The sequence below is a fragment of the Mycobacterium sp. BMJ-28 genome (assembly GCF_054404835.1).
Map to the genome: position 1 here is coordinate 6,132,766 of NZ_CM136783.1, position 24,994 is coordinate 6,157,759.

At 66.7% G+C, this 24,994-nt stretch carries 24 protein-coding genes; 7 read left to right on the forward strand and 17 right to left on the reverse strand.

The window, feature by feature from the left end; genetic code table 11:
- The 8 genes from ACXPWS_RS30295 to fadD5 form a co-directional block, all read right to left on the reverse strand.
- On the reverse strand, window positions 1-1,149 hold the full coding sequence (locus tag ACXPWS_RS30295; RefSeq protein WP_458710187.1) for a virulence factor Mce family protein: 1,149 nt from the start codon (window positions 1,147-1,149) through the stop codon (window positions 1-3).
- A complete protein-coding gene (locus ACXPWS_RS30300) occupies window positions 1,150-2,799 on the reverse strand; it encodes a virulence factor Mce family protein (RefSeq protein ID WP_458710188.1) in 1,650 nt (549 codons plus the stop codon).
- The gene (locus ACXPWS_RS30305) at window positions 2,800-4,386 is read right to left on the reverse strand and encodes an MCE family protein (RefSeq protein WP_458710189.1); all 1,587 of its coding nucleotides are present in this window, start codon (window positions 4,384-4,386) and stop codon (window positions 2,800-2,802) included.
- Window positions 4,383-5,414: an MCE family protein gene (locus ACXPWS_RS30310; protein WP_458710190.1), complete on the reverse strand. Its 1,032-nt coding sequence runs from the start codon at window positions 5,412-5,414 to the stop codon at window positions 4,383-4,385. The genes ACXPWS_RS30305 and ACXPWS_RS30310 overlap by 4 nt, the downstream gene beginning before the upstream one ends.
- A 61-nt stretch (window positions 5,415-5,475) precedes the next feature.
- A complete protein-coding gene (locus tag ACXPWS_RS30315) occupies window positions 5,476-6,687 on the reverse strand; it encodes an MCE family protein (RefSeq protein WP_458710191.1) in 1,212 nt (403 codons plus the stop codon).
- A gap of 4 nt (window positions 6,688-6,691) precedes the next feature.
- The gene (locus ACXPWS_RS30320) at window positions 6,692-7,561 is read right to left on the reverse strand and encodes an MlaE family ABC transporter permease (RefSeq protein WP_458710192.1); all 870 of its coding nucleotides are present in this window, start codon (window positions 7,559-7,561) and stop codon (window positions 6,692-6,694) included.
- Window positions 7,558-8,295 (reverse strand): MlaE family ABC transporter permease, encoded by a 738-nt coding sequence (locus ACXPWS_RS30325; protein ID WP_193585081.1) that lies wholly within the window; start codon window positions 8,293-8,295, stop codon window positions 7,558-7,560. The genes ACXPWS_RS30320 and ACXPWS_RS30325 overlap by 4 nt, the downstream gene beginning before the upstream one ends.
- 277 nt (window positions 8,296-8,572) lie before the next feature.
- Window positions 8,573-10,213 (reverse strand): fatty-acid--CoA ligase FadD5, encoded by a 1,641-nt coding sequence (gene fadD5, locus ACXPWS_RS30330; protein WP_458710193.1) that lies wholly within the window; start codon window positions 10,211-10,213, stop codon window positions 8,573-8,575.
- A gap of 131 nt (window positions 10,214-10,344) precedes the next feature.
- Between fadD5 and ACXPWS_RS30335 the strand changes: the two genes are divergently transcribed.
- Window positions 10,345-11,022 (forward strand): GntR family transcriptional regulator, encoded by a 678-nt coding sequence (locus ACXPWS_RS30335; protein ID WP_458713756.1) that lies wholly within the window; start codon window positions 10,345-10,347, stop codon window positions 11,020-11,022.
- 75 nt (window positions 11,023-11,097) lie between these two features.
- On the opposite strand, the gene ACXPWS_RS30340 is transcribed toward ACXPWS_RS30335, so the two are convergent.
- Window positions 11,098-11,538: an SRPBCC family protein gene (locus ACXPWS_RS30340; RefSeq protein ID WP_458710194.1), complete on the reverse strand. Its 441-nt coding sequence runs from the start codon at window positions 11,536-11,538 to the stop codon at window positions 11,098-11,100.
- Between the two features lie 19 nt (window positions 11,539-11,557).
- On the opposite strand from ACXPWS_RS30340, the gene ACXPWS_RS30345 reads away from it, so the two are divergent.
- On the forward strand, window positions 11,558-12,511 hold the full coding sequence (locus ACXPWS_RS30345; RefSeq protein WP_458710195.1) for a D-2-hydroxyacid dehydrogenase family protein: 954 nt from the start codon (window positions 11,558-11,560) through the stop codon (window positions 12,509-12,511).
- Here the strand turns inward: ACXPWS_RS30345 and ACXPWS_RS30350 are convergent.
- Window positions 12,488-12,961, reverse strand: coding sequence for an acyl-CoA thioesterase (locus ACXPWS_RS30350; protein ID WP_458710196.1), 474 nt, complete (start codon window positions 12,959-12,961; stop codon window positions 12,488-12,490). The genes ACXPWS_RS30345 and ACXPWS_RS30350 overlap by 24 nt on opposite strands.
- A 26-nt stretch (window positions 12,962-12,987) precedes the next feature.
- On the opposite strand from ACXPWS_RS30350, the gene ACXPWS_RS30355 reads away from it, so the two are divergent.
- Window positions 12,988-14,085: an alcohol dehydrogenase catalytic domain-containing protein gene (locus ACXPWS_RS30355; RefSeq protein WP_458710197.1), complete on the forward strand. Its 1,098-nt coding sequence runs from the start codon at window positions 12,988-12,990 to the stop codon at window positions 14,083-14,085.
- Here ACXPWS_RS30355 and ACXPWS_RS30360 read toward each other — a convergent pair.
- Window positions 14,082-14,765: a TetR/AcrR family transcriptional regulator gene (locus tag ACXPWS_RS30360; protein WP_458710198.1), complete on the reverse strand. Its 684-nt coding sequence runs from the start codon at window positions 14,763-14,765 to the stop codon at window positions 14,082-14,084. The two genes, ACXPWS_RS30355 and ACXPWS_RS30360, sit on opposite strands and share 4 nt — an antisense overlap.
- Window positions 14,766-14,869: 104 nt before the next feature.
- Here ACXPWS_RS30360 and ACXPWS_RS30365 point away from each other — a divergent pair, with 104 nt between their 5' ends.
- Window positions 14,870-16,228, forward strand: coding sequence for a cytochrome P450 (locus ACXPWS_RS30365; protein WP_458710199.1), 1,359 nt, complete (start codon window positions 14,870-14,872; stop codon window positions 16,226-16,228).
- On the opposite strand, the gene ACXPWS_RS30370 is transcribed toward ACXPWS_RS30365, so the two are convergent.
- The 3 genes from ACXPWS_RS30370 to ACXPWS_RS30380 are packed head-to-tail and all read right to left on the reverse strand — an operon-like array spanning window position 16,175 to window position 19,294.
- Window positions 16,175-17,872 carry an acyl-CoA dehydrogenase gene (locus ACXPWS_RS30370; RefSeq protein ID WP_458710200.1) on the reverse strand — a complete coding sequence of 566 codons (1,698 nt, stop codon included), beginning with the start codon at window positions 17,870-17,872 and terminating at the stop codon, window positions 16,175-16,177. The genes ACXPWS_RS30365 and ACXPWS_RS30370 overlap by 54 nt on opposite strands.
- On the reverse strand, window positions 17,869-18,645 hold the full coding sequence (locus ACXPWS_RS30375) for an SDR family oxidoreductase (protein WP_458710201.1): 777 nt from the start codon (window positions 18,643-18,645) through the stop codon (window positions 17,869-17,871). The genes ACXPWS_RS30370 and ACXPWS_RS30375 overlap by 4 nt, the downstream gene beginning before the upstream one ends.
- Window positions 18,638-19,294, reverse strand: a complete 657-nt coding sequence (locus ACXPWS_RS30380; protein ID WP_458710202.1) for a TetR/AcrR family transcriptional regulator — start codon at window positions 19,292-19,294, stop codon at window positions 18,638-18,640. Before ACXPWS_RS30380 ends, ACXPWS_RS30375 begins: the two co-directional genes overlap by 8 nt.
- A gap of 143 nt (window positions 19,295-19,437) precedes the next feature.
- Between ACXPWS_RS30380 and ACXPWS_RS30385 the strand changes: the two genes are divergently transcribed.
- Complete coding sequence (locus ACXPWS_RS30385) at window positions 19,438-19,548, forward strand: hypothetical protein (RefSeq protein ID WP_019514171.1); 111 nt, start codon at window positions 19,438-19,440, stop codon at window positions 19,546-19,548.
- Window positions 19,549-19,682: 134 nt separating this feature from the next.
- Here ACXPWS_RS30385 and ACXPWS_RS30390 read toward each other — a convergent pair whose 3' ends face one another.
- From ACXPWS_RS30390 to ACXPWS_RS30400, 3 genes are read right to left on the reverse strand one after another with little or no spacing between them, the layout of a single operon-like run.
- Window positions 19,683-20,471, reverse strand: coding sequence for an ABC transporter ATP-binding protein (locus tag ACXPWS_RS30390; protein ID WP_458710203.1), 789 nt, complete (start codon window positions 20,469-20,471; stop codon window positions 19,683-19,685).
- Complete coding sequence (locus tag ACXPWS_RS30395; protein ID WP_458710204.1) at window positions 20,452-21,492, reverse strand: taurine ABC transporter substrate-binding protein; 1,041 nt, start codon at window positions 21,490-21,492, stop codon at window positions 20,452-20,454. Before ACXPWS_RS30395 ends, ACXPWS_RS30390 begins: the two co-directional genes overlap by 20 nt.
- Complete coding sequence (locus ACXPWS_RS30400; protein WP_458710205.1) at window positions 21,489-22,352, reverse strand: ABC transporter permease; 864 nt, start codon at window positions 22,350-22,352, stop codon at window positions 21,489-21,491. The genes ACXPWS_RS30395 and ACXPWS_RS30400 overlap by 4 nt, the downstream gene beginning before the upstream one ends.
- Window positions 22,353-22,582: 230 nt before the next feature.
- Between ACXPWS_RS30400 and ACXPWS_RS30405 the strand changes: the two genes are divergently transcribed.
- Both ACXPWS_RS30405 and ACXPWS_RS30410 read left to right on the forward strand, forming a co-directional pair.
- Window positions 22,583-23,872 carry a serine/threonine-protein kinase gene (locus ACXPWS_RS30405; protein ID WP_458710206.1) on the forward strand — a complete coding sequence of 430 codons (1,290 nt, stop codon included), beginning with the start codon at window positions 22,583-22,585 and terminating at the stop codon, window positions 23,870-23,872.
- Window positions 23,869-24,876 carry a magnesium transporter CorA family protein gene (locus tag ACXPWS_RS30410; protein WP_458710207.1) on the forward strand — a complete coding sequence of 336 codons (1,008 nt, stop codon included), beginning with the start codon at window positions 23,869-23,871 and terminating at the stop codon, window positions 24,874-24,876. Before ACXPWS_RS30405 ends, ACXPWS_RS30410 begins: the two co-directional genes overlap by 4 nt.
- The last annotated feature ends 118 nt before the right edge of the window (window positions 24,877-24,994 follow it).

Consider the following 24,994-nt stretch of genomic DNA (forward strand, 5'->3'; position numbering starts at 1 on the left):
TCACTCCCCCCTTTCGACCAGCGGGCCGCCGGGCGCGTTGTGCGGGTTCGGCGTGAAGCGCACATCCGGGATCATGGTCGCCGGGTCGCGGCCCCAGGCCTGTTCCAGCGCCCGCAGCATGCCCGACACCCCGGTGCCCGACAACAGTCCGTTGTCCACCGCGGACAGCGTCAGGTCGATGGTGGCAGAGGCGTTGATGTAGTCGCCGCGAATGGCTTTCGGCACGTTCTCGATGTTGAACGGCACCGTCAGCAGCAGCTTCAGCGCGCCCACCAGGTACGGCGAGGCCTTCGACAGCTGCTTGAGCGGACGCTGCAAGTTCTGCAGGTTGGTGTGCAGGTTCGCGTTCGTATTGCTGAGCGTGTCATCGGCGGCCGCGGAGACCCGGCCGAGTGCGGTCACCGCATCGGCGAACAGATCGCGGGTGTCGGCGAAATGCTGGATCAGCGGCGGGAACTCGGTCAGCACCTGGTCCAGCGTGTCGTTGCGCTGGGCGACGACGGTCAGCAGCCGGTTGGTGGAGTCGATGGCGCGGGTGATGTCGTCGCGCTGCTTGTTCATCTCCTGGGTGAAGGTGTCCAAGCGGTTGAGGAACTCCCTGATCTGATCGGCCCGGCCGGTCAGGATGTTGTTGACCTCGTTCTGGATGACCTCGATGTTCGGGATACCACCGCCGGTGAGGATTCCCGAGATGCTGGCCAGCGTCCGCTCGATGCTCGGGTACGCCGACGAGTTCTTCAGCGGGATCATGTCGCCGTTGCGCAGCGGCGTCGGCGACGGGTTCGGCGGGCTGTCCAGTTCGACGTGCTGGGAACCCAGCAGGCTGGTCTGGCCGATCTTGGCCAGCGCGTTGGACGGCAGCTTCACACCGGGCTCGAGGTCCACCGTCAGGGTGGGCACCCAGTTCTTCAGCTCGATGGCATGCACCCGGCCGACGAACACGTCGGCCACCCGGACCCGGCTGTTGGCGTTGAGCGCCAACGTTTCCGGCATCTGGATGTAGATGGTCGAGTGACCGTCCTGGGTGCCGGGTCCGCCGGGCAGCGCGACGTTGGCCACGCCCCGCCACTGCGAGCACGAGCTCAGTACCAGCCCGGCCGCGGCCAGGGTGGCCGTGCGGCGGCCCAGCTGTTTCCAATTGCGGTTCATCTACTGACCCCCTCCGGCCTCGGCGGGCAGCGGCGGACCGGCGGGAGCCGGAGCAGCGGCCGGACCGGCCGGCGGCGCCGGCGCGATCGCCCCCAGCGGATCACCGGGCAGCACGCCCGGAGCGGGCACCGGCGGCGGACCCGGCTGCGGGTACCACGGCGGCGGTAGCGGAGAGCTCTCGTTGTAGGCATCCGGCGGGCCGGGCAGGTTGCCGCCCGGCGGCACCCCGAAGGCCGGCGGCGCGGGCGGCGCCACGATGTCCGGCCCACCCATCAACTCCCCCAACGACTCCGGGGTCAGCATGTTCTGGGTGAACGGCTGCACCTCGACGCCCTGCATGCCCGGGGCCACGATCCAGCCCGGCTCATGGTTGCCGTGCGAGAACAAGGTGTCGCGGGACCAGATGCCGGGCACCGTGGTGTCCTTGTACCCCGGCGGCGGCTGCAGCCGCGGTTCGGAGTACGCGATCTGCTTGGGCAGCGTCATCGCGGTACTGGCCATGTTCACACCGAACGGCAGGAAGTTGAACTTGATGGCGTCCAGGATCGGTGCCAGGTACTGGGCACACAGTTCGGCGGACTCCTGGTAGCCCAACCGGCTGCCGGCCTGGATGGTGCTGCAGATGAAGTTCAGCGGGTTCGAGAAGTTGGTGACGCCGGGCAGCACCGGGACGGCCACGATGCCACCCTGGTTGGGCGCCACGATGTTCACCACGTTGGACACCAGGTTCGGGTAGGCGTGCAGGCCGGTCTCCAGACCGTTCCTCGGCTCCGGTTGCAGGATCGCGGTGGTCACATCCGAGAGGTTCTTGATATCGGTGGTGAGCGGTTTGGCGTTCTCGTCCAGGAACTTCCGCGTCGTGCCCAGCACCTGATTGAGGTCCTGCAGCGCGGTGGCGACCTCACGGTCGGTGTTGGTGAACGAGTTGGTGAACTGCGCCAGATTGTTGTTCAGTTCGACGAACTGCTGATCGTTCTTGTACAGCGCGTTCACGAATGTCGCGAGGCTCTTGATCACGGTGACGATGTCACCGCGACCCTCGTGCAACGCGCTGAGGGCGTCGGACAGACCCTGGATCGTCTTGTTGAACTGCTCGCCCTTGCCTGCGAAGCCGTCGGCGAAGGACTCGATGACGTCGCCGAACGGGCCCTTGGGCTGTTCCTTGGACGGACCGAGGTCGGCCAGGATCCGGGTCACCTGGTTGCGCAATTCGTCGTACTCGACCGGAATCTGGGTGCGCTCCAACGGGATCACCGCGCCGTCGGCCATGGCCGGCCCGCCGGTGTAGGGCGGCGACAGCTGGATCACCCGGGACGCCACCAGGCTGGGGTTCAGCACCGATGCGGACGCGTTCTCCGGAACCTTGTACTTGCTGGCCAGGTGGAAGACGACCTTCATCTTGTCGCCGTCGGTGGTGATCGAATCGATCTTGCCGACCTGCACGCCCATGATGAGGACCTTGTCCCCGGGGTACAGCGCGAGCACCTCGGGGAAGTACGCCGTCACCGTGGTGGTGGTGAGCTTCTTGTAGACGTTCCAGCCCACCACACCGGCGCCGACGGCCACGATCAGCACGATGGCGCCGAGGATCACCGCCGCCCGGGAGAGGTGCGGCAACTGGATGTTTCGGATGTTGAAGACGCTCGACATCTACTCTGCACCTCCCTGGGATCCGGGCGGAAGAAACGGCGGGTTACCCGGCAGCGGCTCGGTGCCCGCCGGGGAGAGCTGCGGTCCGGGACCCGCCGGCGGCGGCGGTCCGGGCAAGAACGGCGCGGGAACGGCGCGGCCGGGAATGTCGCCGGGCGCCGTGGGCAGTCCGGGCGGGCCCACCGGCACGGTGCGTGCACCGGGCGGACCCGGCGCGATCGGTACCGGTGTACCCGGCACGTCGGGCGCCACCTGGCCGGGGATGGCCGCCGACGGGACACCCGGGTTCGGGCCGATGCCGTCCGGATTCGGCTGCGACGTCACCACATTGGGTGGCGGGAAACCGCCGGGAACGGGACCGTAGGGCCCCTGGTCCAGATGCGCGCACGGCAGCGGGTCGCCGGGCCGGGGCAGGCCGTCGGCCGGCGGCGTGTACGAGCACGGGGATCCGGGGCCGACCGCGGGACCGGGATGCTCCGGGGTGCCCTCGATCGGGGTGGGCGCCGGCGGCGGTGCACCGTTCTCGAATCTGGTGCCGTTGGGATCCGGGAACCGGAACGCCGGCAGACCCGAGTTGCGCCAGAACTGCTCGGGATCGATACCGCGCTTCTTGAATGCCGCGTCCACGAATGGCTGCAGCAGGGTCGGCGGCAGCAGGTTGGCCAGCAGCACCTTGAAGTACGGGCCCGAGGCCAGCGCCTCGGCCAGCGAGATGATGAACTTGCCTGCCAGGCTGAGGGTGTCGGCGAGGTCGTTCTTGCGCTCGTTGAGGATGCCGCTGACCGTCTGCAGCTGGGTGAGCACGTGGTTGAGGTTCGGGTTGTCGTTGATCAGCCCGGTGATCTGGTGCGACACCGACGAGATCCGCTCAAGCAACATGCTGACGGCCTGGCGGCGCTCGTTCACCGCCGCCAGCAGCGTCTGCGCGTTGACCAGCAAGGCATTCACCTGACCGCTGCGGTCACCGAGCACGCTGGCGATCTTGCCCGCATTGGCCAGCAGCGCCTTGAGTTGGTCATCGCGTTGCCCGAGGGTGTCGGAGAACTTCTGCACGCCCTCCAGCGCCGCCTTCAGGTGTGGCGAGGTCTGGTCGACGGTTTCGGAGAGCACGTTCAGCGACTGCTTGACAGCCTTGGTATCCCAGCCTTGCGAAGCGCGGGTGACGTCGAGGAACGCGTCATAGATCTGATACGGCGTCTGAGTCTGCTCCACCGGCAGGTAGCCGCGGGGTTTGAGGATCTTGTTGCCGCGGGGCTCCACCTGAATGTTTTTGCGGCCCAGGATGGTATCGGTGCGGATCGCGGCCCGGCTCTCGGTACCGATCTGCCGGCCGCCGAGGGTGTAGCCGATCTCGACCTTGTCGCCCTTGATGTCCATGCTGGTGACATCGCCGACGTCGACGCCGGCGATGCGCACCTTGTCCCCGACGCTGAGCCCGCCGGTGTCGTTGAACTGCGCGTAGTACGTCGGCACCGCAAACAGCATCGGCACGCTGGTGAGACTGGAGCCGACGCCGATCACCAGCGCGACGATCAGCACGCCCATCACGCCCTTGCGGGCCCGGTCCGAACCTTGAATCGTCCTCATTTCGGCGTGCACCTGCCCGACGGCTGGGTGACCACCTTGACGGTGCGGACGGGTCCGCCCGGCTGAGCGCCGTTGAGCTTCAGCGAGAGGTCACACACGTAGAAGTTGAAGAAGTCTCCGTAGAGGCCACCGGCGCGCCCGATGATCTTCAGCGACGCGGGGATCTGCTGCAGGATGCTGTTCACCTCATCCTTCTGATCGATCAACGGCTGTTGCGTGGTCTCCAGATAGCCCACCGTGTCGCGCAGCAGCGGCCGGTTGTCGGCGAGCAGATCTCCGAGAGAACCGGCGGCATTGCTGATATCGGCGACCGAGGAGGCGATCGGGTCGGCCCGGTTCTTCAGGCCGGTGATGAGCGCCTCGAAGTTCTTCAGCGTGTCGTCGAACTGCTTCTGATGTTTGACGGTGGTGTCCAGGACCGTGTTCAGATTGGTGATCACTTCACCGATGGCCTGGTCGCGGCTGGCCAGTGCGGAGGTCAGTTCCGCTGTCTGGTCCAGGATGTCGCTGATGGTGCCGCCCTGGCCCTGGAAGATCGTGATGAGCGAGTTGGCGATGTTGTTGACCTTGTCGGGGTCCAGCGATTTGAACAGCGGGCGGAACCCACCGACCAGGGCGTCGAGGTCAAGGGCCGGCTCGGTGCGCTCGCGGGGGATGGTGCCGCCCGCGGGCAGGATCTTGTCACTGTCGCCGCGGCGCAGTTCCAGGTACCGGTTGCCGATCAGGTCGAGGTAGCGGATTGCGGCGGTGCTCTCCTGGAACAACTGCAGATCACTCTGCACTGCGAAGTCGACGCGGACGTGCTCACCGCCGTCGATCAGCGTCACATCCTTGACCTTGCCGACCTCCACACCGTAGGCACGGACGAACTGGCCGGTGCGCAGACCGCTGACGTTGTCGAACACCGCCGAGTACCCGGTGGTCTTGTCGAATCGGAGCTGGGCGAACACCACGAAGATGATCGCGGTGAAGGCCAGCAGCACCGCCGAGATCGCGCCGAGCTTGAATATCGTGCCTTTGATACTCATGCGGTTCCCTCGCAGGCTCGGGTCCCGCATGCCATTTGTCGATTCGCTCCGTAAACGTCGCTCATGGGTTGATCGTGTTCTCCCCCACTTGGCGGCCCCAGACGTACTCGGTGGCCAGTGGCTGGCCGAGCTCGAAGTGGTTGTAGGGCGCGATGCTGGCGCCGGTGTCCATCACCAGATACGGCATGGGCCAGAGGTCCCGGGTGATCGGCTGCCAGCAGCCCGGGCGGCCTTCCGGCCCGCCGCTGGCATTGATCCGGGGCAGGTTGTCCGGGAACACGTAGGGGTTCCCGGCGCCCAGCAGCTCGGTATTGGTCAGCAGCGAGTAGCCGTTACCACCAAGCGCGGCAGCCAGTTTGGGCGCTGAGTCGTGGAAATTGCGGATGGTGCAGAGCAATTCGGGGCTGTAGTAGTCCAGCAGCTTGCTCGTCGGAAGCAGATCCTGCGCACCACGCACCAGATACGGACCACCACGCTCGAACACATCGCCGGCATTGTTACCGAACCCCACCGCCGACATCAACGCCGCATCAATCGTGCCCCGCTCGGCATTCAACGTCCGCGCCGTAGTCACCGCACTCTTCAAACCATCGAACAAATCCGGAGCCGCACCCGCATACACCGTCGACAAATCCGCCAAACCCCGCGTATCCCTACGGATCTGCGGCATCCGCGCATTCAACTCACCCAAAATGTCATTGCTATTGACCAACGACTGACCGAACTTGTCACCCAACCCGTCCAACGCCTGCGCCGCCGCGGTCAACGTCTGATTCAACTTCACCGGATCCAACTGCTGGGCAATCCCCATGATCGTCTCGAACAACGTATTGAACTCGGTCGTGGTGCTGTTGGCGGTGATCGTCGCACCCGGCTTCAACTTGTCCGAGGACGGATTCGCCGGCGAAATGAACGAAATGTACTTGTTGCCGAACACCGTCGTCGCCCGCAACTCGGCATCCACATTCGCCGGAATCATGTGCAGATACTGCGGCTCCACATCCAACAGCAGCTTGGCCCGCGACTCCTCGCCGTCGGTCACCACACCCGCCGACTTCAACCGCCCGATCGGCACCCCATTGAACGTCACCTTCGAACCCGGATCCATCGACAACCCGGCCCGCTCGGCCATCACCACCAGCGAGGCCTTCTCATCGAAATACCCACGGAACTGCGCCCAGGTCAAACCGAGCACCACCGCGACGACGAGCAGCAGCACGAGGCCAGCCACCTTGTAGGGCGGCGACTTGGGCTTGTTCTCGGTTGCGGTCATCTCGCTACACCGTCAGGTTGAAGTTGGGGTCGGTGCCGTACAGCGCCAACGACGCCAGCAACACCACCATCACGATGGCGATCAGCGATGTACGCATCGACCTCCCCACAGCCTCGCCCACGCCCACCGCACCGCCACTGGCGAAATAGCCGAAGTAGCAATGGTTGAGCATGACGATGATGGACATGATGATGACCTCCAGGAACGACCACATGACGTCGTCGACCCGCAGGAAGGTGTGGAAGTAATGGTCGTAGGTGCCCGAGGACTGGCCGTAGAACAAGGTCGTCACCGACTGCGCTGACAGGAACGACAACAGGATCGCCATGGCATAGAGCGGGATGATCACGATCGCGCCGGCCATCAGCCGCGTCGACACCAGATACGAGATCGACTTGATGCCCATGACTTCCAGCGCGTCGATCTCCTCGCTGATGCGCATGGCGCCGAGTTCGGCGGTGGCACCTGCACCCACGGTGGCGGCCATGGCCTGGCCGGTGACCACCGGTGCGACGACCCGGATGTTGGCCAGGGCGGCGAAGAACCCGGTGAACGCCTCGACGCCGATGTTGCCAAGGGAGGCGAAACCCTGGATCGCGATCAGCGAGCCGGCCGACAGGGTGACGAAACCGATGATGGCCACCGTGCCGCCGATGACGGCCATGGCTCCGGTGCCCATCCCGATCTCAGCGACCAGACGCAGGGCCTCGCGGCGATAGTTCTTGAACGCGTGCGGGATGTGCCCGACGGCGGTGACGACGAACCAGGCGACGTGCCCGATGCTGTCCAGGAACCGGCCCGGCGCACCGGCGAATCCGGTGGCGCGGCCGAAGGTCCTGGGAAACCGGGTGCGCAGAACCGCAGATGTGCTCATGTCGTCGTTCCGAATCGCACACCGATGGTGGTCAGCACCACGTTGACGGCGAACAGCGCCACCACACAGAGCACCAGCGTCTCGTTCACCGCGGTGCCCACACCTTTGGAGCCACCGGCCACGGTGAGTCCTCGGTAGCAGCCGACCAGTCCGGCGATCAGCCCGAACAGGGTCGCCTTGATGACCGAGATCATCACCTCCGGGAAACCGGTGAGCAGGGTCAGCGTCGAGACGTAGGCGCCGGCGTTGACGTTCTGGATGTACACACCGAAGAAGTAGCCGCCGACCAGACCGATGGTGATGACGGCGCCGTTGAGCAGGAAGGCCACGAAGGTCGAGGCCACCACGCGGGGTGCCACCAGGCGTTCGATCGGATCGATGCCCAGCACCTCCATGGCGTCGATCTCCTCACGCACGGTCCGCGCGCCCAGGTCGGCGCAGATGGCCGTCGAACCGGCACCGGCGACCACCAGCACGGTCACCAGCGGTCCGAGCTGGGTCACCGCACCCAGGGCCGCACCCGCGCCGGAGACGTCGGCGGCGCCGAACTCGGCCAGCAGGATGTTGAGAGTGAAGATGATGAGGACGGTCAGCGGGATGGAGACCGCAAGGGTGGGAAGGAATGCCACCCGGATCAGGAACCAGCTCTGAAGGACGAATTCCTTCCACTGGAACGGTCGGGTGAGCAGCGCCTTGCCCGTCAGCACGCACATCTTGAAGAAGCCCCCGACCATGGCCAGTGGCTTGTCCAGCTGATCGCGGACGTAGTCGACCAGGCCGTTGCCCGCCGTCACCGTTGCGTACTCCCGTCGAACTCACCACGGAGCGGCATCACGTGTTGCACGTCCCCTCCCTGCCCCATTCCGGCCCCGTCCCCATACCTGTGATGTCCATCTCCCTACTCGCGGGTAGTAAGACGGACCACAGGACTGTACCCGATCAAAGACCGGGCGTGCATCGCATCCGCGGGATTGACCCCCGAGCCGATAGCAAACATATGCTGACCAGCGATCAACTCGACGCCGGGGCAGAAATCGTTGCCGCAGAGGCGGTTTGATCAACGCTCGCGGCAATTTCCGCGCCGAACCGGGTTCTCAGTTCGGTCTTGAGCACTTTGCCGGACGGGTTTCGCGGCAGCGCGTCGACGATTTCCAGCGCCTTGGGGTGCTTGTACCGGGCTAACCTCTCGGTGAGAAAATCCTGCAGTTCGGCCAGCGAAAGTGCCGCCGACTTGAGCGTGTCCAGGGCCACCACCGCGACGGGCACCTCACCCCACTTGTGATGCGGCCTGCCGATCACGGCGACCTCGGCAATGGCCGGGTGACCGGCCAGAACGTTCTCCACCTCGGCGCAGTAGATGTTCTCGCCGCCGGAGATGATCATGTCCTTTTTACGATCTACCACCCATACGTAACCCTCGTCGTCCTGACGTACCAGGTCACCGGAGTGGAACCAGCCGCCCGCGAACGCCTCCGCGGTGGCTTGGGGGTTGTTCCAGTAGCCGGCCATCAGCGTCGGTGCGCGGTAGACGATTTCACCGACCTGGCCACGCGGGACGTCGTTCATGTCCTCGTCGACAACCCGGGCCGAGACCGTGGGGATGACTCGACCGACCGAGCCGAGTTTTCGAATTGCGTCCTGGCCCAACAACATACAGGTGACCGGAGACATCTCGGTCTGCCCGAAGGCGGCCAGGATGTTGGTACCGGGGAACGTCTGCGCCATGTCGCGCAGCAACGTGTCCGATGCCGGCGCCGCGCCCCACGACAAGACGCGCAGCATCACGTTGCGCGGCTTGGCGCGCTGGGCGGCACAGACGGCCTGCCACTGTGCGGGGACCAGGAAGATCCCGGTAACCTTCTCGGCCTCGAGCACATCCAGCAGGGCGCCCGGGTCGAAGGCACCCAGCGGATAGAGCACCGTCGGCCTGCCGAGCAGCAGGCCGGTGATCATGTTGCCGATCCCGGCGATGTGGAACAGCGGTACACCGATGAACCCGATGTCGTTGTTCAGGTCGGCGCCGTTGGTGAACAGGTGGGTCAGCGCCTGCCCGGCGATATTGGTGTGGGTCAGCACGGCGCCCTTGGGACGGCCGGTGGTGCCCGAGGTGTACATGATCAAGGCAGGCGAGTCGTTCGGGATGTCCACTGGGTCGGGCGCCGACCCGGGCTCATCGATGAGGTCCTCGTATCCCAGCAGCCCGTCGTCGGTGCCGGCTCCCGCGACGATCACCGTCGACAGGGTCTCGTCCAGGCCACGGACCGCAGCGGCCACCGGTGCCAGTACCTGTTCGGTGATGACCACCGCGGCCGCGCAGTCGCTGACCAGGAAGGCGATCTCCGGCGGCGTCATCCGGAAGTTCACCGGCACCGCGATGGCGCCCAGCCGGTTGGCGGCCAGAAACGACTCGATGAACTCGCTGCGGTTGAGCATCAGGATCAGCACCCGGTCGCCGAAGCCGACCCCGCGCCGCTGCAGCGCGCCGGCCAGGGCCGTGACCCGTCGATCCAGCTCACCCCAGGTGGTGGTGTGGCCGAGATAGCGCAACGCGGTCTGTTCCGGTTGCATGAGCGCGTGCCGGGTCAGCTGGTTGCTCCAGTTCTGCTGACGGGCGAGATACGGCTGGTCGGTGGGCAGCGGTTGAGGGGTCAACGGGGTGCCTTTTCAGTCGTGGGGTTGCGCGCTTGTGATATTTGATCAAATCTATTGTTGCCGCGGTCACACTATGACGAGAACCGCCACCGGACAAACCGTCGACTTTGGAAAGGCAGCTCGCCCGCACCGTGAACGCACCCGCCAAGCCTCGTTCGCTCCGGCGCGAACAGCTGTCCGATGAAGTGGCCGCCCATCTGAGGGCGGCTATCATGCTGGGCACCCTGCGTCCCGGCACTTTCGTGCGCCTGGACGAGACCGCCGCCCTGCTCGGGGTCAGCATCACGCCGGTGCGGGAGGCGTTGCGGACCCTGCGCGGTGAGGGCATGGTGCAGCTGGAGCCGCACCGCGGTCATGTGGTGTCACCGTTCACCCGAGACGACATCGCCGACATCTTCTGGCTGCAGGCCACCATCGCGACCGAGATCTCCGCATCCGCCGCCGGTCGCATCACCGATGCCGGCATCGACGAGCTGTCCCTTCTCACCGACGCGCTGGAAGAAGCCGTACGAGTCGGCGATGCCGAGGCGATCTCGATGGCGGAGTTCACCTTTCACCGCGCATTCAACCGGTCGGCGGGACGGATCAAGCTGGCCTGGTTCCTGTTGCACGCGGCACGCTATCTGCCGCCCGATCTCTACGCCGCCGACCCGTCCTGGGGAGCCGACGCGGTGGCCAATCACCGTGAACTGGTCACGGCGCTGCGCCGGCGCGACGTGGACGAGGTGGTGCGCCTGACCCGCAGCCAGTTCTCCGACGGCGCACGGCGATTGACCGGCCGCCTCGACGAGCTCGGGCTGTGGACCTGACTCACTCCTCGCCCAATCTCACCTTCGGGCCGGTTAGTGCGAGTGGAAACAGGCCAAACGTCGATCTCGGCGAGGTCAGGCGCCCAGCGATTCCGCGCGCTTCTTCAGGTTGTCGGCCAGGTGGTCCAGCGCATCGTTGGCGATCTTCTTCACCATGAGCGAGGGCACACCGGGCATCGACACCTCGACGTCCATCTCCACGGTGAGCAGGGTGGTGTCACCCATCGGGACGGCCGCGAACAACTGCTCCTGTTTGGCGAAGATGTCGCCCTGTTGCAGGACGGTCTGGATCTGGAAGTCGGCGGGGTAGTAGACCGCCTGGATGAACGTGCTGTCCATGCCCTGGATCTTGGTGTCCAGCCGGAGCTGGCTGGGCCGGCCGTCCTCGTAACGCGCCAGGATCCACAACCCGGTGATCTCCTCGTTCCACTGCGGGTACGCCTCGAAGTCGGCAACGATCCCCATGATCGCGTCGGCGGGGGCGGTGACCTCGATGGTCTTGCTCACAAGTGGCATCGGGCGATTCTATAAGGCCATGACCACACCGATCCGGGTCGCCGTCCTCGACGACTACCAGAACGTCGCGCTGGAGATGGCCGACTGGTCGCCCGTCACCTCACGCGCTCAGGTGACCGTCTTCAACGACCACCTGTCCGACGAGGGGGCGCTGGCAGACCGGCTCGCACCGTTCGACGTGGTGTTCGTGATGCGGGAACGAACCCCCTTGCCGCGCAACGTGCTGGCCCGGCTGCCCCGGTTGCGGCTGATCGCCTCGACCGGCAACGCGAACGCGTCGATCGACATGACGGCGGCCGCGGAGCTGGGTATCCAGGTCAGCCACACGGGCGGATCGGTGGCCTCGACGGTTGAGCTGACCTGGGCGCTCATCCTCGCGACGGCGCGCAACCTGGTCGCCGAGAGCCGGGCGGTCGCCGACGGCGGCTGGCAGATCGGGGTGGGCCGCGAGCTCGAAGGGCGCGTGCTCGGGGTGCTGGGGTTGGGCCGTATCGGGCCACGGGTGGCGCGGATCGGGGCCGCCTTTGGCATGGACGTGGTGGCGTGGAGCACGAACATGACACCGGAAGCCGCGGCCGCCGCGGGCGCCCGCTATGCGCCGCGCGACGAGTTCTTCGGCTGCGCTGACGTGCTGACGGTGCACCTGAAACTCGGCGACCGGACCCGTGGGCTGATCGGTTCGGCCGAACTCGCCGCCATGAAGCCGACCGCCGTGCTGGTCAACACGTCACGAGGCCCGATAGTCGAGGAGACCGCGCTGATCGAGGCGCTGCGCTCCGGTTCGATCGCCGGGGCGGGTCTGGACGTGTATGACGTCGAACCGCTGCCGGCCGATCATCCGCTGCGCACCCTGCCCGGTGTCATCGCCACCCCGCACCTGGGATACGTCGCCGACCGCCCCTACCGCATCTTCTTCTCCGACGGGGTCGCGGCGATCGGTGAGTGGCTGTCACACTACGGCGCTGGCGAGTAGCTCCCTGACCTCCGCGGGGATCTGTATCGGCCGCCGGGTATCGCGGTCGACGTAGACGTGCACCCAGGAGCCGACCGCGGCGAGCCGCGAATCAGACCCCGCGGCGAGCCGCGAATTGGGCACCGCGGCGAGCCGCGATTCAGACCCGGCGGCGAACAACGCGGTGCGGTAGGTGACGCTGCTGGTGCCCAGCCTGGTGACCGCCAGCCCGACCACCAGATCGGCCGGAAACTTGAGCTCGGCGAAGTACCGGCAGCTCGACTCGGCCACCACGCCCAGCCACGGTGCCGCCATCGCGTCTGCACTGGTGCCCTTGGCAATCCAGGCGTTGATGGCCGTGTCGAACAATTGGTAGTACACGGCGTTGTTGAGGTGACCGAACATGTCGTTGTCGGCCCAGCGGGTCTGCACCGGCCAGTGCACCGGAAAGTCGGCACTCGTCAGTTCCATGCCGGCCAGTCTGTCAGGCTGAACGGATGAGGATTCGTGGTGCCGTTCTGCAGACCATCGGGGCCGCGGCCCCCTACGCCGACTCGCAACCGCTGCAGGTGACCGAACTCGACCTTGCCGACCCCGGCGACGGTGAACTGCTGGTCCGCATCGAGGCGGCCGGGTTGTGCCATTCGGACCTGTCGGTGGTGGACGGCAATCGGGTGCGCCCGGTCCCGATGCTGCTCGGCCACGAAGCGGCCGGGATCATCGAGAGTATCGGTGGCACTTCTGATCTCGTCATCGGCCAGCGGGTGGTGATGACGTTCCTGCCGCGCTGCGGACACTGCATTGCCTGCGCGACGGACGGGTTGGCTCCGTGCCTTCCCGGCAGCGCCGCCAACGGTGCGGGCACCCTGCTCAGCGGAGGCGTGCGGCTCGCACGCCCCGACGGGCAAGCCGTGCTGCACCACCTCGGCGTGTCCGGGTTCGCCACGCACGCCGTGGTGGACCGCCGCTCGGTGGTACCGGTGGACTCCGATGTCCCGGCCGTGCCGGCCGCATTGCTGGGCTGCGCGGTGCTGACCGGCGGCGGCGCGGTTCTCAATGCGGGACAGCCGAAGCCGGGCCAGACGGTGGCAGTGGTGGGCATGGGCGGCGTCGGGATGGCGGCCATGCTCACCGCGCTGGCGCTTGACGACGTGACCGTCGTCGCGGTCGACCGGTTACCCGAGAAGTTGGACCGTGCGCGCACACTCGGCGCACACCAGACGTACACCCCCGAAGAGGCCCATGGCGTCGCGGCTCAGGTGGCGATCGAGGCCGTCGGGCATCCGGCGGCGCTGGAAACGGCGGTCGCGTTGACCGCACCGGGCGGGAAGACCATCACCGTGGGCCTGCCCCGCCCTGATGCGCGAATCAGCCTGTCGCCGTTGGCATTGGTGGCGCAGGGTCGCTCGCTGATCGGCAGCTATCTCGGCTCGGCCGTGCCGGCGCGCGACATCCCCCGGTTCGTCGAGTTGTGGCGGGCCGGCCGGCTACCGGTGGAGGCCCTGGTGTCCTCGACCATCTCACTCGATCAGATCAACGCCGGGATGGATGCGCTGGCCGACGGTACGGCGGTGCGTCAAGTCATCCAATTCTAGTTACTCTCAGCCGATTTGAGCGCCGTCATCACCATCGGCATCAGATAGTCGCGCACATAGGCGCGCGTGTCATCGATGGTCGCGAGCTTGATCGAGGTGTGCGGGGTGACGATGAACGACAGGGTGAGTCGGGTCTGCAATTCGGCGACAGTCCGCAGATGTCGCTCCTGCGCTTTGGTGATGGTGCCGGTGCCGTAGAGCTCGCGACGGAACAACTCGACAGTGAAGTCCGTGGCGAAATCGACGATGGCGCCGGCGTCGACCGTCAGACTGGGCAGAATCGATTCGGGCTCGGTCCGCAGCAGCTTCTTCAGCAGCGCGTGCTCCCGGATGAACGTCACGGTGAACACGGTGTCCTGGACCATGCGCTCCTCGAAGGTGTCGCCCTGGGTACGCGCGAGCGCGTTGCCCGCCACGAAGCGCCGGGCCTCCGAGAGCACGATGGCGTCGTTGAGTGCGGCCTTGGTCGGGAATCTCCGGTACACGGTGGCCCGCCCGACGCCACTGCGCCGGGCGACGTCCTCCATGGTGGAGCGGCGCATGCCGACGAGCTCGGCCTGCTCCAGCGCGGCAGCCAAGATTCGGGTGGTGATGTCGTCCGGGTTCTCCAGCAGTGCGGAGACCGCCGGGTCGGGAGCGGCCAGTCGGCGCACGAACTCTTCAGTTCGGCTGGTCGTCACGCTACGTCTCCTTGCCACGGCGATCACCGCGCCGTACGGTGAAGCATAGCTACTGAGACAATGATCGTCTCATTGTCTCGCATGTCTCACGAGAAGGAGTCGCGATGCGGGTAGGTCTGTGGTCACGATGGTTCGCACTGAACGGGGTGCCACGTGCATTCCTGGCCATCCAGGCGCGCCGGGGCGACCCGATGGCGCAAGTGCTGGCCAACCACGGACGCAGCCAGGATCCCTACCCGTTCCTTGAGCAGATCCGGGCTCGGGGCCCGCTGGTGCGCACGCGATTCACGTGGGCCACCGTCGATCACGGCGTTTGCCGGGACATTCTCCGGGACAGGCGTTTTGGTGTCACCGACCCCACCCGGATGGAACTTCCCGGCCCGCTAAGGGCGCTGATCGCCCACTCCGACCCAGGCGTGGCCAACCCGGTGGAGCCGCCCGCGATGGTGGTGGCGGATCCGCCGGACCACACCCGTTACCGGCAGTCGGTGTCGCAGAGTTTCACTCCGCGCGCCATCGACCGGCTGAGCACCCGGGTCCTCGAGGTGACCACCGAGCTCATCCATCGACTCGCCAAGTCGCCCCGGCCCGACCTGATCGCGGATTTCGCGACGAGACTGCCGGTGGAGATCATCGCCGAGATCCTCGACCTGCCCGCGCAAACCCACACCGACCTGCTGGACTGGGGGCACCACGGAGCGCCCCTGCTCGACATCGGGATTCCGTGGAAGACCTACCGCGATGCGATTGACAGCCTGGCCGGTGCCGAACGTACGCTGCGCCAACGATTCGACCAGGTACGCGCCGGCGACCCGGGCGACAACGCCTTCACCCGACTGGCCGCCGACCACAGCCTCACCGCACGGGAGTTCACCTCGAATGCCGCATTGTTGATCGGGGCCGGTTTCGAGACGACCGTGAATCTGATCGGCAACGGAATCGTCCTGCTGCTGCAAAATCCCGAGCAGCTCAACCGGTTACGTGCCGAACCCGAACTCTGGCCCGCCGCGATCGAGGAGATCCTGCGGGTCGACAGCCCGGTCCAGATGACGGCGCGCACCGCCGGATGCGAGATGGAGATCGCCGGGCGACGAATTGCCAAGGGCGACATGGTCGCTCTCTTCCTTGGCGGCGCCAACCGGGACCCCGAAGTGTTCCCGGACCCCACCCGGTTCGACGTCGGCCGGCCCAATGCCCGCGACCATCTGGCGTTCGCGTCCGGCATTCATGCCTGCCTCGGCGCAGCGCTGGCTCGTGTCGAGGGAGTCACCGCGCTGCGGGCCCTCTTCGAGGCGTTCCCGGATCTGCACCTGGCCGCGCCCCCACAACGGCGGGGCCTGGTAAATCTGCGCGGATACAGCAGTCTGCCCGCCCATGTGGGCGGCCGTAAGACCGCCGGCCACAACCCGTCAGAACCAGGTGTCGGCCATCTCCAGGGTGGTGCGGTCCAGGCTGGCCAGTAGATCCAATTGTGGTGCGGTCTTGGGCAATTCGTAACGGAAGAAGAACCGGGCGGCCTGGCGCTTGCCGTCGTAGAAATCGCCGTCCCTACCCTGCGCCGCGAGGAACTGTTCCAGCCAGATCCAGGCGATCACGATGTGCCCGAACGCCTCCAGGTAGATGGCGCTGTTGGCCATCGCGGCCGGTAGGTCATCCGAGGCGAACATCCCCGCGGTCACCTCGACCAACCGCTGCCACGCCGCGTCCAGCTGGGCGCCGAACTCATGACCGCCGGCGGCCGCCACCGTCGCCGCGATTCGTTCGCCCAGCGCCGCCAGGGCGGCACCCCCGCGCTGGGTCACCTTACGGCCCAACAGGTCCAGGCTCTGAATGCCGTTGGTGCCCTCGTGGATCGGGTTCAGCCGGTTGTCCCGGTAGTGCTGTTCGACGTCGTACTCACGGGTGTAGCCGTACCCGCCGAGCACCTGAATGGCCAGGTTGTTGGCCTCCAGGCACCATTGCGACGGCCAGCTCTTGGCGATCGGGGTGAGGATGTCCAGCAGGTCGGTCTGCTCCAGGTCGACCAACCTCGCGCAGTACAGCGCAAGCCCCAGTGCGCCTTCCACATAGGACTTCTGCGCCAGCAGCATCCGCTTCACGTCGGCGTGCTCGATGATCGGCACCTGCGGCGCCGCCGGGTCCTTGACCAGCCTGCCCTGTGGGCGCTCGCGCGCATACTCCAGCGACTTCAGGTAGCCGGTGTAGCCGAGCGAGACGGCACCCATCCCAACCCCGAGACGGGCCTCGTTCATCATGTGGAACATGTAGACGATGCCCTGGTGCGGCTCGCCGACCAGATAGCCTTCGGCGCCATCGAAATTGAGCACCGTATTGGTGATCCCGCGCTGGCCCATCTTGTGGTTGAGCCCGGAGATCGCCACGCCGTTGCGGGTGCCGTCGACCAGGAACTTGGGCACGATGAACAGCGAGATGCCCTTGGTACCCGCCGGTCCGCCGGGGATCTTGGCCAGCACCAGGTTGACGATGTTGTCGGTGAGCTCGTGCTCGGCACCGGAGATCCACATCTTGGTGCCGAACAGCCGGTAGCTGCCGTCGGGCTGCGGTTCGGCGCGGGTGGTGATATCGGCCAGCGACGACCCCGCCTGGGTCTCCGACAGCGCCATGGTGCCGGTGAACCGGCCGTCCAGCATGGGCTTGACCCACGTCGAAACCTGTTCGGCGGTACCGAACTTCGTGATCAAGTTGGCGTTCGCGATGGTCAGCATCAGGTAACCCGAGGTGCTCACATTGGCCGCCGACATCCAGGCGAACCCGGCTTGGGCCACGGTGGTCGGCAGCTGCGCCCCGCCCAATTCGGCGTCGAAGCCCATCCCGATCAGATCCGCCTTGGCGAACGCCTGCAGCGCCTCACCGACCTCGGGGATGACCGTCACCGTGGTGCCGTCGAAAGTCGGTTCGTGCGCATCGCTGAGCTTGTTGTGCGGGGCGAAATACCGTTCGGCCAACTGCTCACACAGATCCAGCACGCCGTCGAACGTCTCGCGGGAATGCTCGGCGAACCGCGGCCGCGCCGTCAGCTCCTCGACCCGAAGCCATTCGTAGAGCAGGAAGTCCAGGTCCCGGCGGGACAGAATGTTCGACTTCATCGGATGGTGCTCACGCCGCCGTCGACCGGGATGACCGCACCGGTGATGTATGCGCTGGCCCGGCTGGCCAGAAAGACCGCGATCCCGGCCATGTCGTCGGGTTGACCGACCCGGCCCAGCGGCAGCAACGACCCGACAGCCTCTTCGCCGGCGGACAGCATCACCTTGGTCATCCGGGACGGGAACAAGCCGGGCGCAATGGCATTCACCAGGATCTTGGGCGCCAGCTCACCGGCGAGGTGCTTGGTCAACATGTGCACGGCGGCCTTGCTGGCGCTGTAGGAGAAGTTGTCCCGGCCCCTCTCGGGCACCAGAAAGCCGTCGATGCTGCCGGTGTTGATGACCCGCGCGGGATCCCCTTCGGTGGCTGCAGCGTTCAGCAGCGGCACCAGCGCGCGGGTCAGCAGAAACACCCCTTTGACGTTGACGTCGAAGACCTTGTCGAAACCCGATTCGGGGAACTCGGGAAACGGCGCGCCCCACGCGGCGCCCGCGTTGTTGAACAGCACGTGCACGGCGTCCTCTTTGGCGGCCACCGCATCGGCGAGCGCGGCGACGCCCTCGGCCGTGCCGAGATCGGCGGGGATGCCCTCCACGGCGCCCAGCGGGGACAATTCGGCCACCACCGCGTCGAGTTCGGCGGCCTTACGCGCCGCCAGGTAGACCTTGGCGGCGCCGGCCTGCAACAGTCCGCGCGCGATCATCACGCCGATCCCGCGTCCACCTCCGGTGATCACGGCGACCTTGCCGTCCAACCCGAACAGCTCACTCATGGCTGGCACCTCCGAGCGGCTCGTCGTTACGCACGGTCTCGTCACGGATCAGCCCGCGCAGCAGCGCGGTGCTGAACTCCACCGCGATCTCCTGGGCGGTGCGGCGGCCGTGCGGGCGCAGCCACCGGTAGGCCCCGAGCGTCATGCCGATATAGCCCAGCGCCAGCACATGGGAGTCACAGTCGTAGAACTCGCCGCTGGCGATACCCCGGTCGATCACGTCACGGACATGCTCGTAGACGGTCGCCTCGGCCTTGCGGATGTAGTCGACTTGCTCTTCGGTGAACCATTCACCGATGTAGGGGCCCTCCTGGAAGTAGACTGCGGCCGCCTCCAGGTCGTTGGCGATGCCGGTGAGCAGGCGCCGGGTGAAGTGGTAGATGGTCTCGCGGGCCGGTGCGCTGGGGTCGTCGTGCAGCGCGTCCACGGTGAAATCCGCGGTGCGCTTGTAGATGTCCCAGAGGATCAGCGACTTGCTGGCGTAGTAGTGATACACGGTGGCCTTGTTCAGGCCGACGGCGTCGGCGACGTCGTCCATCCGGGTGCCGTGGTATCCCCTGGCCGCGAAGAGTTTGGCGGCGACGGCCAGCAGCTCCTCCCGCCGGGACGACCCATTGGTGGTGGACCCCGTGGTGGGCTCGGTGGACATCACAACTCACTATCTGCAGACCCGGCGAACTGAGAACCGATCAACTGGTTGGCCAGTCTAGGCAATCGGCGGGATCGGGTCTCACACCCTGGCCCAATCGCGTTAGACTTTGCAAAAGCAATAGCCAGGCTGGGGAGGCACCGATGGACCCGAATCCGGACTACGACATCAGCGACGAGGGCGAGTTCTTCTTCAGCTGGCTGGCCTGGGGTCTGCGCGGCGTGTACCCGCCGCCGGCGTACCCGCCGGTCTAGACCCCGACTTACGAAAGAGGCACCCGCCGCGGCGGGTGCCTCTTTCGTTTGGGTGTTCAGGCCGCTCCAGCTCGATTCGCGGCTACGCCGCACCAGCTCGATTCGCGGCTACGCCGCTCCAGCTCGATTCGCGGCTACGCCGCGGCAGCCTTCACCGCATCGCTCACTTCCGTCCGAAGCCGCAGATACTCCGGTGACCGCCGCAGTTCCGTCGCATCGACGCCGGCGCGCGGCAGCTCCGACGACAGATCCAGCGCGACCTTGCCGGGCCGTCGGGTCAGCACCACGATCCGCGAGCCGAGGAACGCCGCCTCGTCCGCACTGTGTGTGACGAACACCGTGGTGCGTCCGGATTCCGCGCTGACCTGACGGACGTCGTCCTGCAGGCGTTCGCGGGTCAGCGCGTCCAGCGCCGCGAACGGCTCGTCGAGCAGGAACAGCGGCGTCTCGGCGGCCAGCGCCCGGGCGATCGCCACCCGCTGCTGCTGGCCACCGCTGATCTCCCAGATCTTGCGGTCGCCGGTGCCCTCCAGCCCGACGCGTTCGAGCAGTTGGGCACGGCGCTCGGCCCGACGCTCCCGCGGCACCTTGGCGTACTTGAGCGCCAGATCGATGTTGCCGCCGACGGTGCGCCACGGGAACAGCCGCGGCTGCTGGAACACCACGCCGGAAGTCACCCCCGGCGTCGGGGACGCACCGGCCACCTGCACCGCACCCGCGCTGGGTGATTCGAAGCCGGCGATCAGCCGCAGCAAGGTGCTCTTCCCGCAACCCGACGCCCCCACCAGCACCAGGAAGGCGCCGGGATCGACGTCGAGGTCCACCGGGCCCAGCGCGGTGACGGCGCCCGAACCCTTGCCGTAGCGGTGCTCGACGTTCTTGATCAGCAGCCGCCCGGCCAGGTCACTGCTTGTCGAGGACATCGGGCAACCCCTTGGTGTAGATGGCGTCGGAGAACGTGCTCAGCGGCGCGGCCGCCGGGATCTGCTTCTGCTCGGCCAGGAACGCCGACGCGCTCTCCAGGTTGGCGGCGATGTTGCCCGGCTTGCCTTCGCTGCCCAGCCACTGCGGCGAGGCGACCTCCTGCGGAGTCAGGTACACGCCCTGCTTCAACTGTCCCGCAACATCTTCCGGGGGCAAGCCGATCTCGGAGGCGATGGCTTTCGCGGCCGCGGTCGGATCATCCTTGATGAGGTTGAGCGCACGGGCCTCCTGGTGGCGCCACACGTCCACCACATCCGAGTGGGCGGCGGCGAATTCACCGGACACCACGCCCAGGTCCAGGGTGGGCTTGCCGTCCTTGGCCAGCTGGCGGCTGGTGATCAGATCCTTCCCGGTCTTGCGCAGCTGATCCAGCGTGGGCAACCAGGTGTAGGCGGCCGCGATGTCACCGCGGTCCCAGGCCGCCAGGATGGCCTGCGGCTGCAGGTCGATCAACTGGACATCGGCTGCGCTCAATCCGTTCTGCGCCAGGGCCGCCAACAAGCTGTAGTGCGCGGTGGACGCGAACGGGGTGGCCACCCGCTTACCCCTGAGGTCGGCGATGGAGTTGACCCCGGTGCCGTTGCGGGCGATCAATGCCTCGTTGTCACCGGCGACGTCCAGCACGAATGCCACCTTGTACGGAATGTTCAGTGGCGCGGACAGTCCGCGCGCCACCGGGCTGGAACCGATTGCACCGAAATCGATTTCCTTGGCGATGAAGGCGGTGTTGACGTCCGCGCCCGAGTCGAACTTGGTCCACTTGATGTTGTAGCCGGGCAGTGCCTCTTCCAGCCACTTGCTGTTCTTGACGATCAGATCGCCACTCGGGAACGACTGGTAGGCAACGCGAATGGTCGGCTTCTGCGCGTCCTGGCCGGAATGGTCCACCGCGCACCCGGCAAGGCCGGCCGCCGAGAGGACGGCGGCCGCCGCGACCGCCAGTAACGACGTGAATCTCATATTTTTCCTCTCCAGGGAACGGCCCGCCGCTCAGCGGCCCGCAGTGCGCCATCGATGACCAGACCTGAGAACCCGATGGCGAAAATCCCGACCAGCACGACCGGGGTGTTGTTGTAATTGCTTGCGTCCTTGACCAATCCGCCGATTCCAGGGATGCCGTTGAACAGTTCGGCGGCCACCACCGATGAGTAGGCCATGCCCACCGCCAGCCGGATTCCGGTGAACGTCTCCGGCAGCGCCGAGGGCACCACCACATCGCGGATCACCTGGGTCCGGCCGGCGCCCAGCGCTCGCGCCGCCTCCTGCAAGCCCACCGGTGCGGCCACCACGGCCGCCGTGGTGGCCACCGCAGCCGGCGGCAGCGCGGCAAGGGCCAGCAGCGTGATCTTGGGCGCCTCATCGATACCCAGCCAGATCACCAGCAGGAAGAAGTAGGCCAGCGGCGGCAGCGCCCGCAGGAACGTCAGCCACGGTTCCAGCACGCTGCGCAGCCAGCCGAGAGATCCCATCAGCAGGCCCAACAGCACGCCCAGCGCCACCCCGATGACCACACCGGCGAACACCCGCCGCAGCGTCATGTACAGGTGCTCCCACAGCAGGTAGCCGGCATAACCGCGGGTCCCGTCGTGGGTGGTGGAGACGTCGACGAAGGCTCGCCAGACCGTGCTCGGATACGGCACGAAGGTCTGATTCCAGATGCCGGCGGCGGCCACCAGTTGCCACACCCCGAAGAACACCAGCACCGACAGCAGCGGCAAGCCCACGCGGATCAGCGCCGCGCCCCATTTCCCTGATCCACCGGAGGGCGCCGGCGCAGGCCCGGCCACCTCAGCCGGGGTGATATCGACGAAGACCGACACGGGGTACCTGGACTCTCTGTGCACCGAAGCGGGTTGACGGCGCGCGTCCTCAACAGCAGTCCGGTGAACACGCTGCACCTTGTATACGGTCGGGTGAACCCGGGGTGAATAGCTGCGCTCACAGAGAGTTTTAAGGACCGCGGCCAGCCGCATCGCCTGACTTGCGGGAGTCTGCGTGTTGGCACGCCGCACTTCGGCGACAATGAGGTGAGCACGGTAGGAGGCGAGCATTGTCGATAGCGCCCGGTGAGCAGTTCGCCGGCTACACCGTGGTGCGCCTGCTCGGATCCGGGGGGATGGGCGAGGTCTATCTCGCGCAACATCCGCGACTGCCCCGCCGCGATGCCATCAAGGTGCTGCGCAAGGACGTCAGCGCCGACACCGAGTACCAGGCCCGCTTCGACCGGGAGGCCGACTACGCCGCCGACCTGATCCACCCCGCGATCGTCCGCGTGTACGACCGTGGTGAGCACGACGGGCAGCTGTGGATCTCGATGGAGTACGTGGACGGCACCGACGCCGGCCAGCTGCTGCGTGAGCGGGGCGATCTGAGCGCGGACGAGGTGGTGCACATCGTCAGCGCCGTCGCCGAGGCGCTCGACTATGCACACCAGCGCAAGCTGCTACACCGGGACATCAAACCGGCGAACATCCTGCTCACCGACATCGGCGCCGGGCGGCCGCGGGTGCTGCTCGCCGATTTCGGTATCGCGCGGCGGATGGGCGACACCAGCAGGCTGACCGCGACCAGCATGACCGTCGGCACCGTCGCCTACGCCGCGCCCGAGCAGCTGCTGGGCACCCACATCGATGGCCGGGCCGATCAATATTCTTTGGCGGCAACGGCTTTCGAGCTTCTGACCGGCTCGCCGCCGTATCTGCAGGACAACCCGGCGGCGGTCATCAGCCAGCACATCACCGCCCCGCCGCCACCGATCGCCGGTCGCAGACCCGAGCTGGCCGATCTGGACCCGGTACTGTCCCGGGCGCTGGCGAAGTCGCCCGAGGACCGTTATCGCAGCTGCGCGGAATTCGCCTCGGCGCTGCGGGCCAGTATCGGCGGACCCGTCGATCTCACCGTTCCCGCGCACGTCTACCGCAAGCCCAAGCCCCGTCGCGGCCGCACCCGGCTGGCCGTCGGCGTCCTCGCCGTGCTGGCCGCCTCGGGTGTGGCGGCCGCGGCGTATCTGGTGGGTGAACGCGAACGGGCGGGGCATCCGAGCGCTGCGCCCAACGTGCCGGTGGTGCTCATCGGTGCGGACTGCGCCACCCTGGGTGCCGCGGGCCAGAACAGCAGCGGCGAGAAGGCCTATTGCGCCCGGCTGCCCAGCACCGGCGACACCATGTGGTCGATCTACTCCGGTACCGTCCCCGTCCCGCACCTCACCCCCGCGGCCACCGACCCCACGTACCCGCCGGGTATCGAGCAGCAGGTGCAGGTGTGCGTCACCGAAACCCATCAGGACCGCGCCACCTGCCGGGAGAACATCCGGCGCGGGAATCTGGTGGGACCGCCATGACCGAGGTGCACGGCCGGATCTGGCGGTCCGGCCAACCCGTCGACGGGTTCGCCTTCGCGGCGATCTCGGACTGCCTGGCCGCCGAGGACACCCTGGTATGGGCCGATATCTACAACCCCGACCACGACGACCTGCGCCAGCTCGCCGACGAGCTGGGGCTGAACATCTGGGCGGTGGAGGATGCCACCGCGCCGATGGAGCGCACCAAGGCGTCGGTCTATCACTCGCACACCTTCTTCACCGTCTATGCCGTCGACACGATCGCGGCCGATGACGACAGCACGGCGACCCTCGTCAAACAGCGGATCTCCGCGTTCGTCCTGCCCCGCGGACTCATCACGGTGCGGCTGCCCGCCATCGGCGCCGACGGTGCCGGCGAATTCGACATCGACGAGGTGTCACGCCGGTTCGACGAGCTCGGCGGCCAGGAACACGGGGTCGGCGCGCTGGTGCACGGCCTGCTCGACGTTGTGGTGGACGGGCATTTCGAAGCGGTACAGGACCTCGACGACGCCATCGAGTCGCTGGAGGACGAGCTCTTCGACGCAAGCGGTCCGCGGCGCGGACTGCAGCGACGCACCTACCGGATGCGCAAGGACCTGGTCCAGCTACGCCGGGTGGTGCTGCCCATGCGCGAAGTGGTCAGCACCATCCAGCACCGCAGGCTGGACTCCCAGACCGCCCCGGAACTGGATCCGCTCTACGCCGACCTGTACGACCACGTGCTGCGGGCCTCGGAGTGGACCGAATCGCTGCGCGACATGGTCACCACGGTGTTCGAGACCAATCTGTCGCTCCAGGACGCCCGGCTCAACACCGTGATGAAGAAGTTGACCGGCTGGGCGGCAATCATCGCGGTGCCGACCGCCATCACCGGCTTCTACGGCCAGAACGTGGAGTATCCGGGGATCAACACCACGGTCGGCTTCATCGCCAGTTCCACGTTGATCGTGATCTTGGTGATTGCGCTGTACGTATCGTTCAAGAGGCGCGATTGGCTGTGAACAATCGTTCACCGTCAGAGGGGGGCCCGCGCCGAACGGCAAAGCAGATGCGAAACTCATGCATGCCAACCAACAGGTCGGATGCCCAGAGATTGGGCCCCCAAAGATTGGACCACTG

Coding starts and splice junctions, on each gene's coding strand:
- ACXPWS_RS30295 (WP_458710187.1), bottom strand. CDS start 1,149: ATGAACCGCAATTGGAAACAGCTGGGCCGCCGCACGGCCACCCTGGCC.
- ACXPWS_RS30300 (WP_458710188.1), bottom strand. CDS start 2,799: ATGTCGAGCGTCTTCAACATCCGAAACATCCAGTTGCCGCACCTCTCC.
- ACXPWS_RS30305 (WP_458710189.1), bottom strand. CDS start 4,386: ATGAGGACGATTCAAGGTTCGGACCGGGCCCGCAAGGGCGTGATGGGC.
- ACXPWS_RS30310 (WP_458710190.1), bottom strand. CDS start 5,414: ATGAGTATCAAAGGCACGATATTCAAGCTCGGCGCGATCTCGGCGGTG.
- ACXPWS_RS30315 (WP_458710191.1), bottom strand. CDS start 6,687: ATGACCGCAACCGAGAACAAGCCCAAGTCGCCGCCCTACAAGGTGGCT.
- ACXPWS_RS30320 (WP_458710192.1), bottom strand. CDS start 7,561: ATGAGCACATCTGCGGTTCTGCGCACCCGGTTTCCCAGGACCTTCGGC.
- ACXPWS_RS30325 (WP_193585081.1), bottom strand. CDS start 8,295: ATGGTCGGGGGCTTCTTCAAGATGTGCGTGCTGACGGGCAAGGCGCTG.
- ACXPWS_RS30340 (WP_458710194.1), bottom strand. CDS start 11,538: ATGCCACTTGTGAGCAAGACCATCGAGGTCACCGCCCCCGCCGACGCG.
- ACXPWS_RS30345 (WP_458710195.1), top strand. CDS start 11,558: ATGACCACACCGATCCGGGTCGCCGTCCTCGACGACTACCAGAACGTC.
- ACXPWS_RS30350 (WP_458710196.1), bottom strand. CDS start 12,961: ATGGAACTGACGAGTGCCGACTTTCCGGTGCACTGGCCGGTGCAGACC.
- ACXPWS_RS30355 (WP_458710197.1), top strand. CDS start 12,988: ATGAGGATTCGTGGTGCCGTTCTGCAGACCATCGGGGCCGCGGCCCCC.
- ACXPWS_RS30365 (WP_458710199.1), top strand. CDS start 14,870: ATGCGGGTAGGTCTGTGGTCACGATGGTTCGCACTGAACGGGGTGCCA.
- ACXPWS_RS30370 (WP_458710200.1), bottom strand. CDS start 17,872: ATGAAGTCGAACATTCTGTCCCGCCGGGACCTGGACTTCCTGCTCTAC.
- ACXPWS_RS30375 (WP_458710201.1), bottom strand. CDS start 18,645: ATGAGTGAGCTGTTCGGGTTGGACGGCAAGGTCGCCGTGATCACCGGA.
- ACXPWS_RS30380 (WP_458710202.1), bottom strand. CDS start 19,294: ATGTCCACCGAGCCCACCACGGGGTCCACCACCAATGGGTCGTCCCGG.
- ACXPWS_RS30385 (WP_019514171.1), top strand. CDS start 19,438: ATGGACCCGAATCCGGACTACGACATCAGCGACGAGGGCGAGTTCTTC.
- ACXPWS_RS30390 (WP_458710203.1), bottom strand. CDS start 20,471: ATGTCCTCGACAAGCAGTGACCTGGCCGGGCGGCTGCTGATCAAGAAC.
- ACXPWS_RS30395 (WP_458710204.1), bottom strand. CDS start 21,492: ATGAGATTCACGTCGTTACTGGCGGTCGCGGCGGCCGCCGTCCTCTCG.
- ACXPWS_RS30410 (WP_458710207.1), top strand. CDS start 23,869: ATGACCGAGGTGCACGGCCGGATCTGGCGGTCCGGCCAACCCGTCGAC.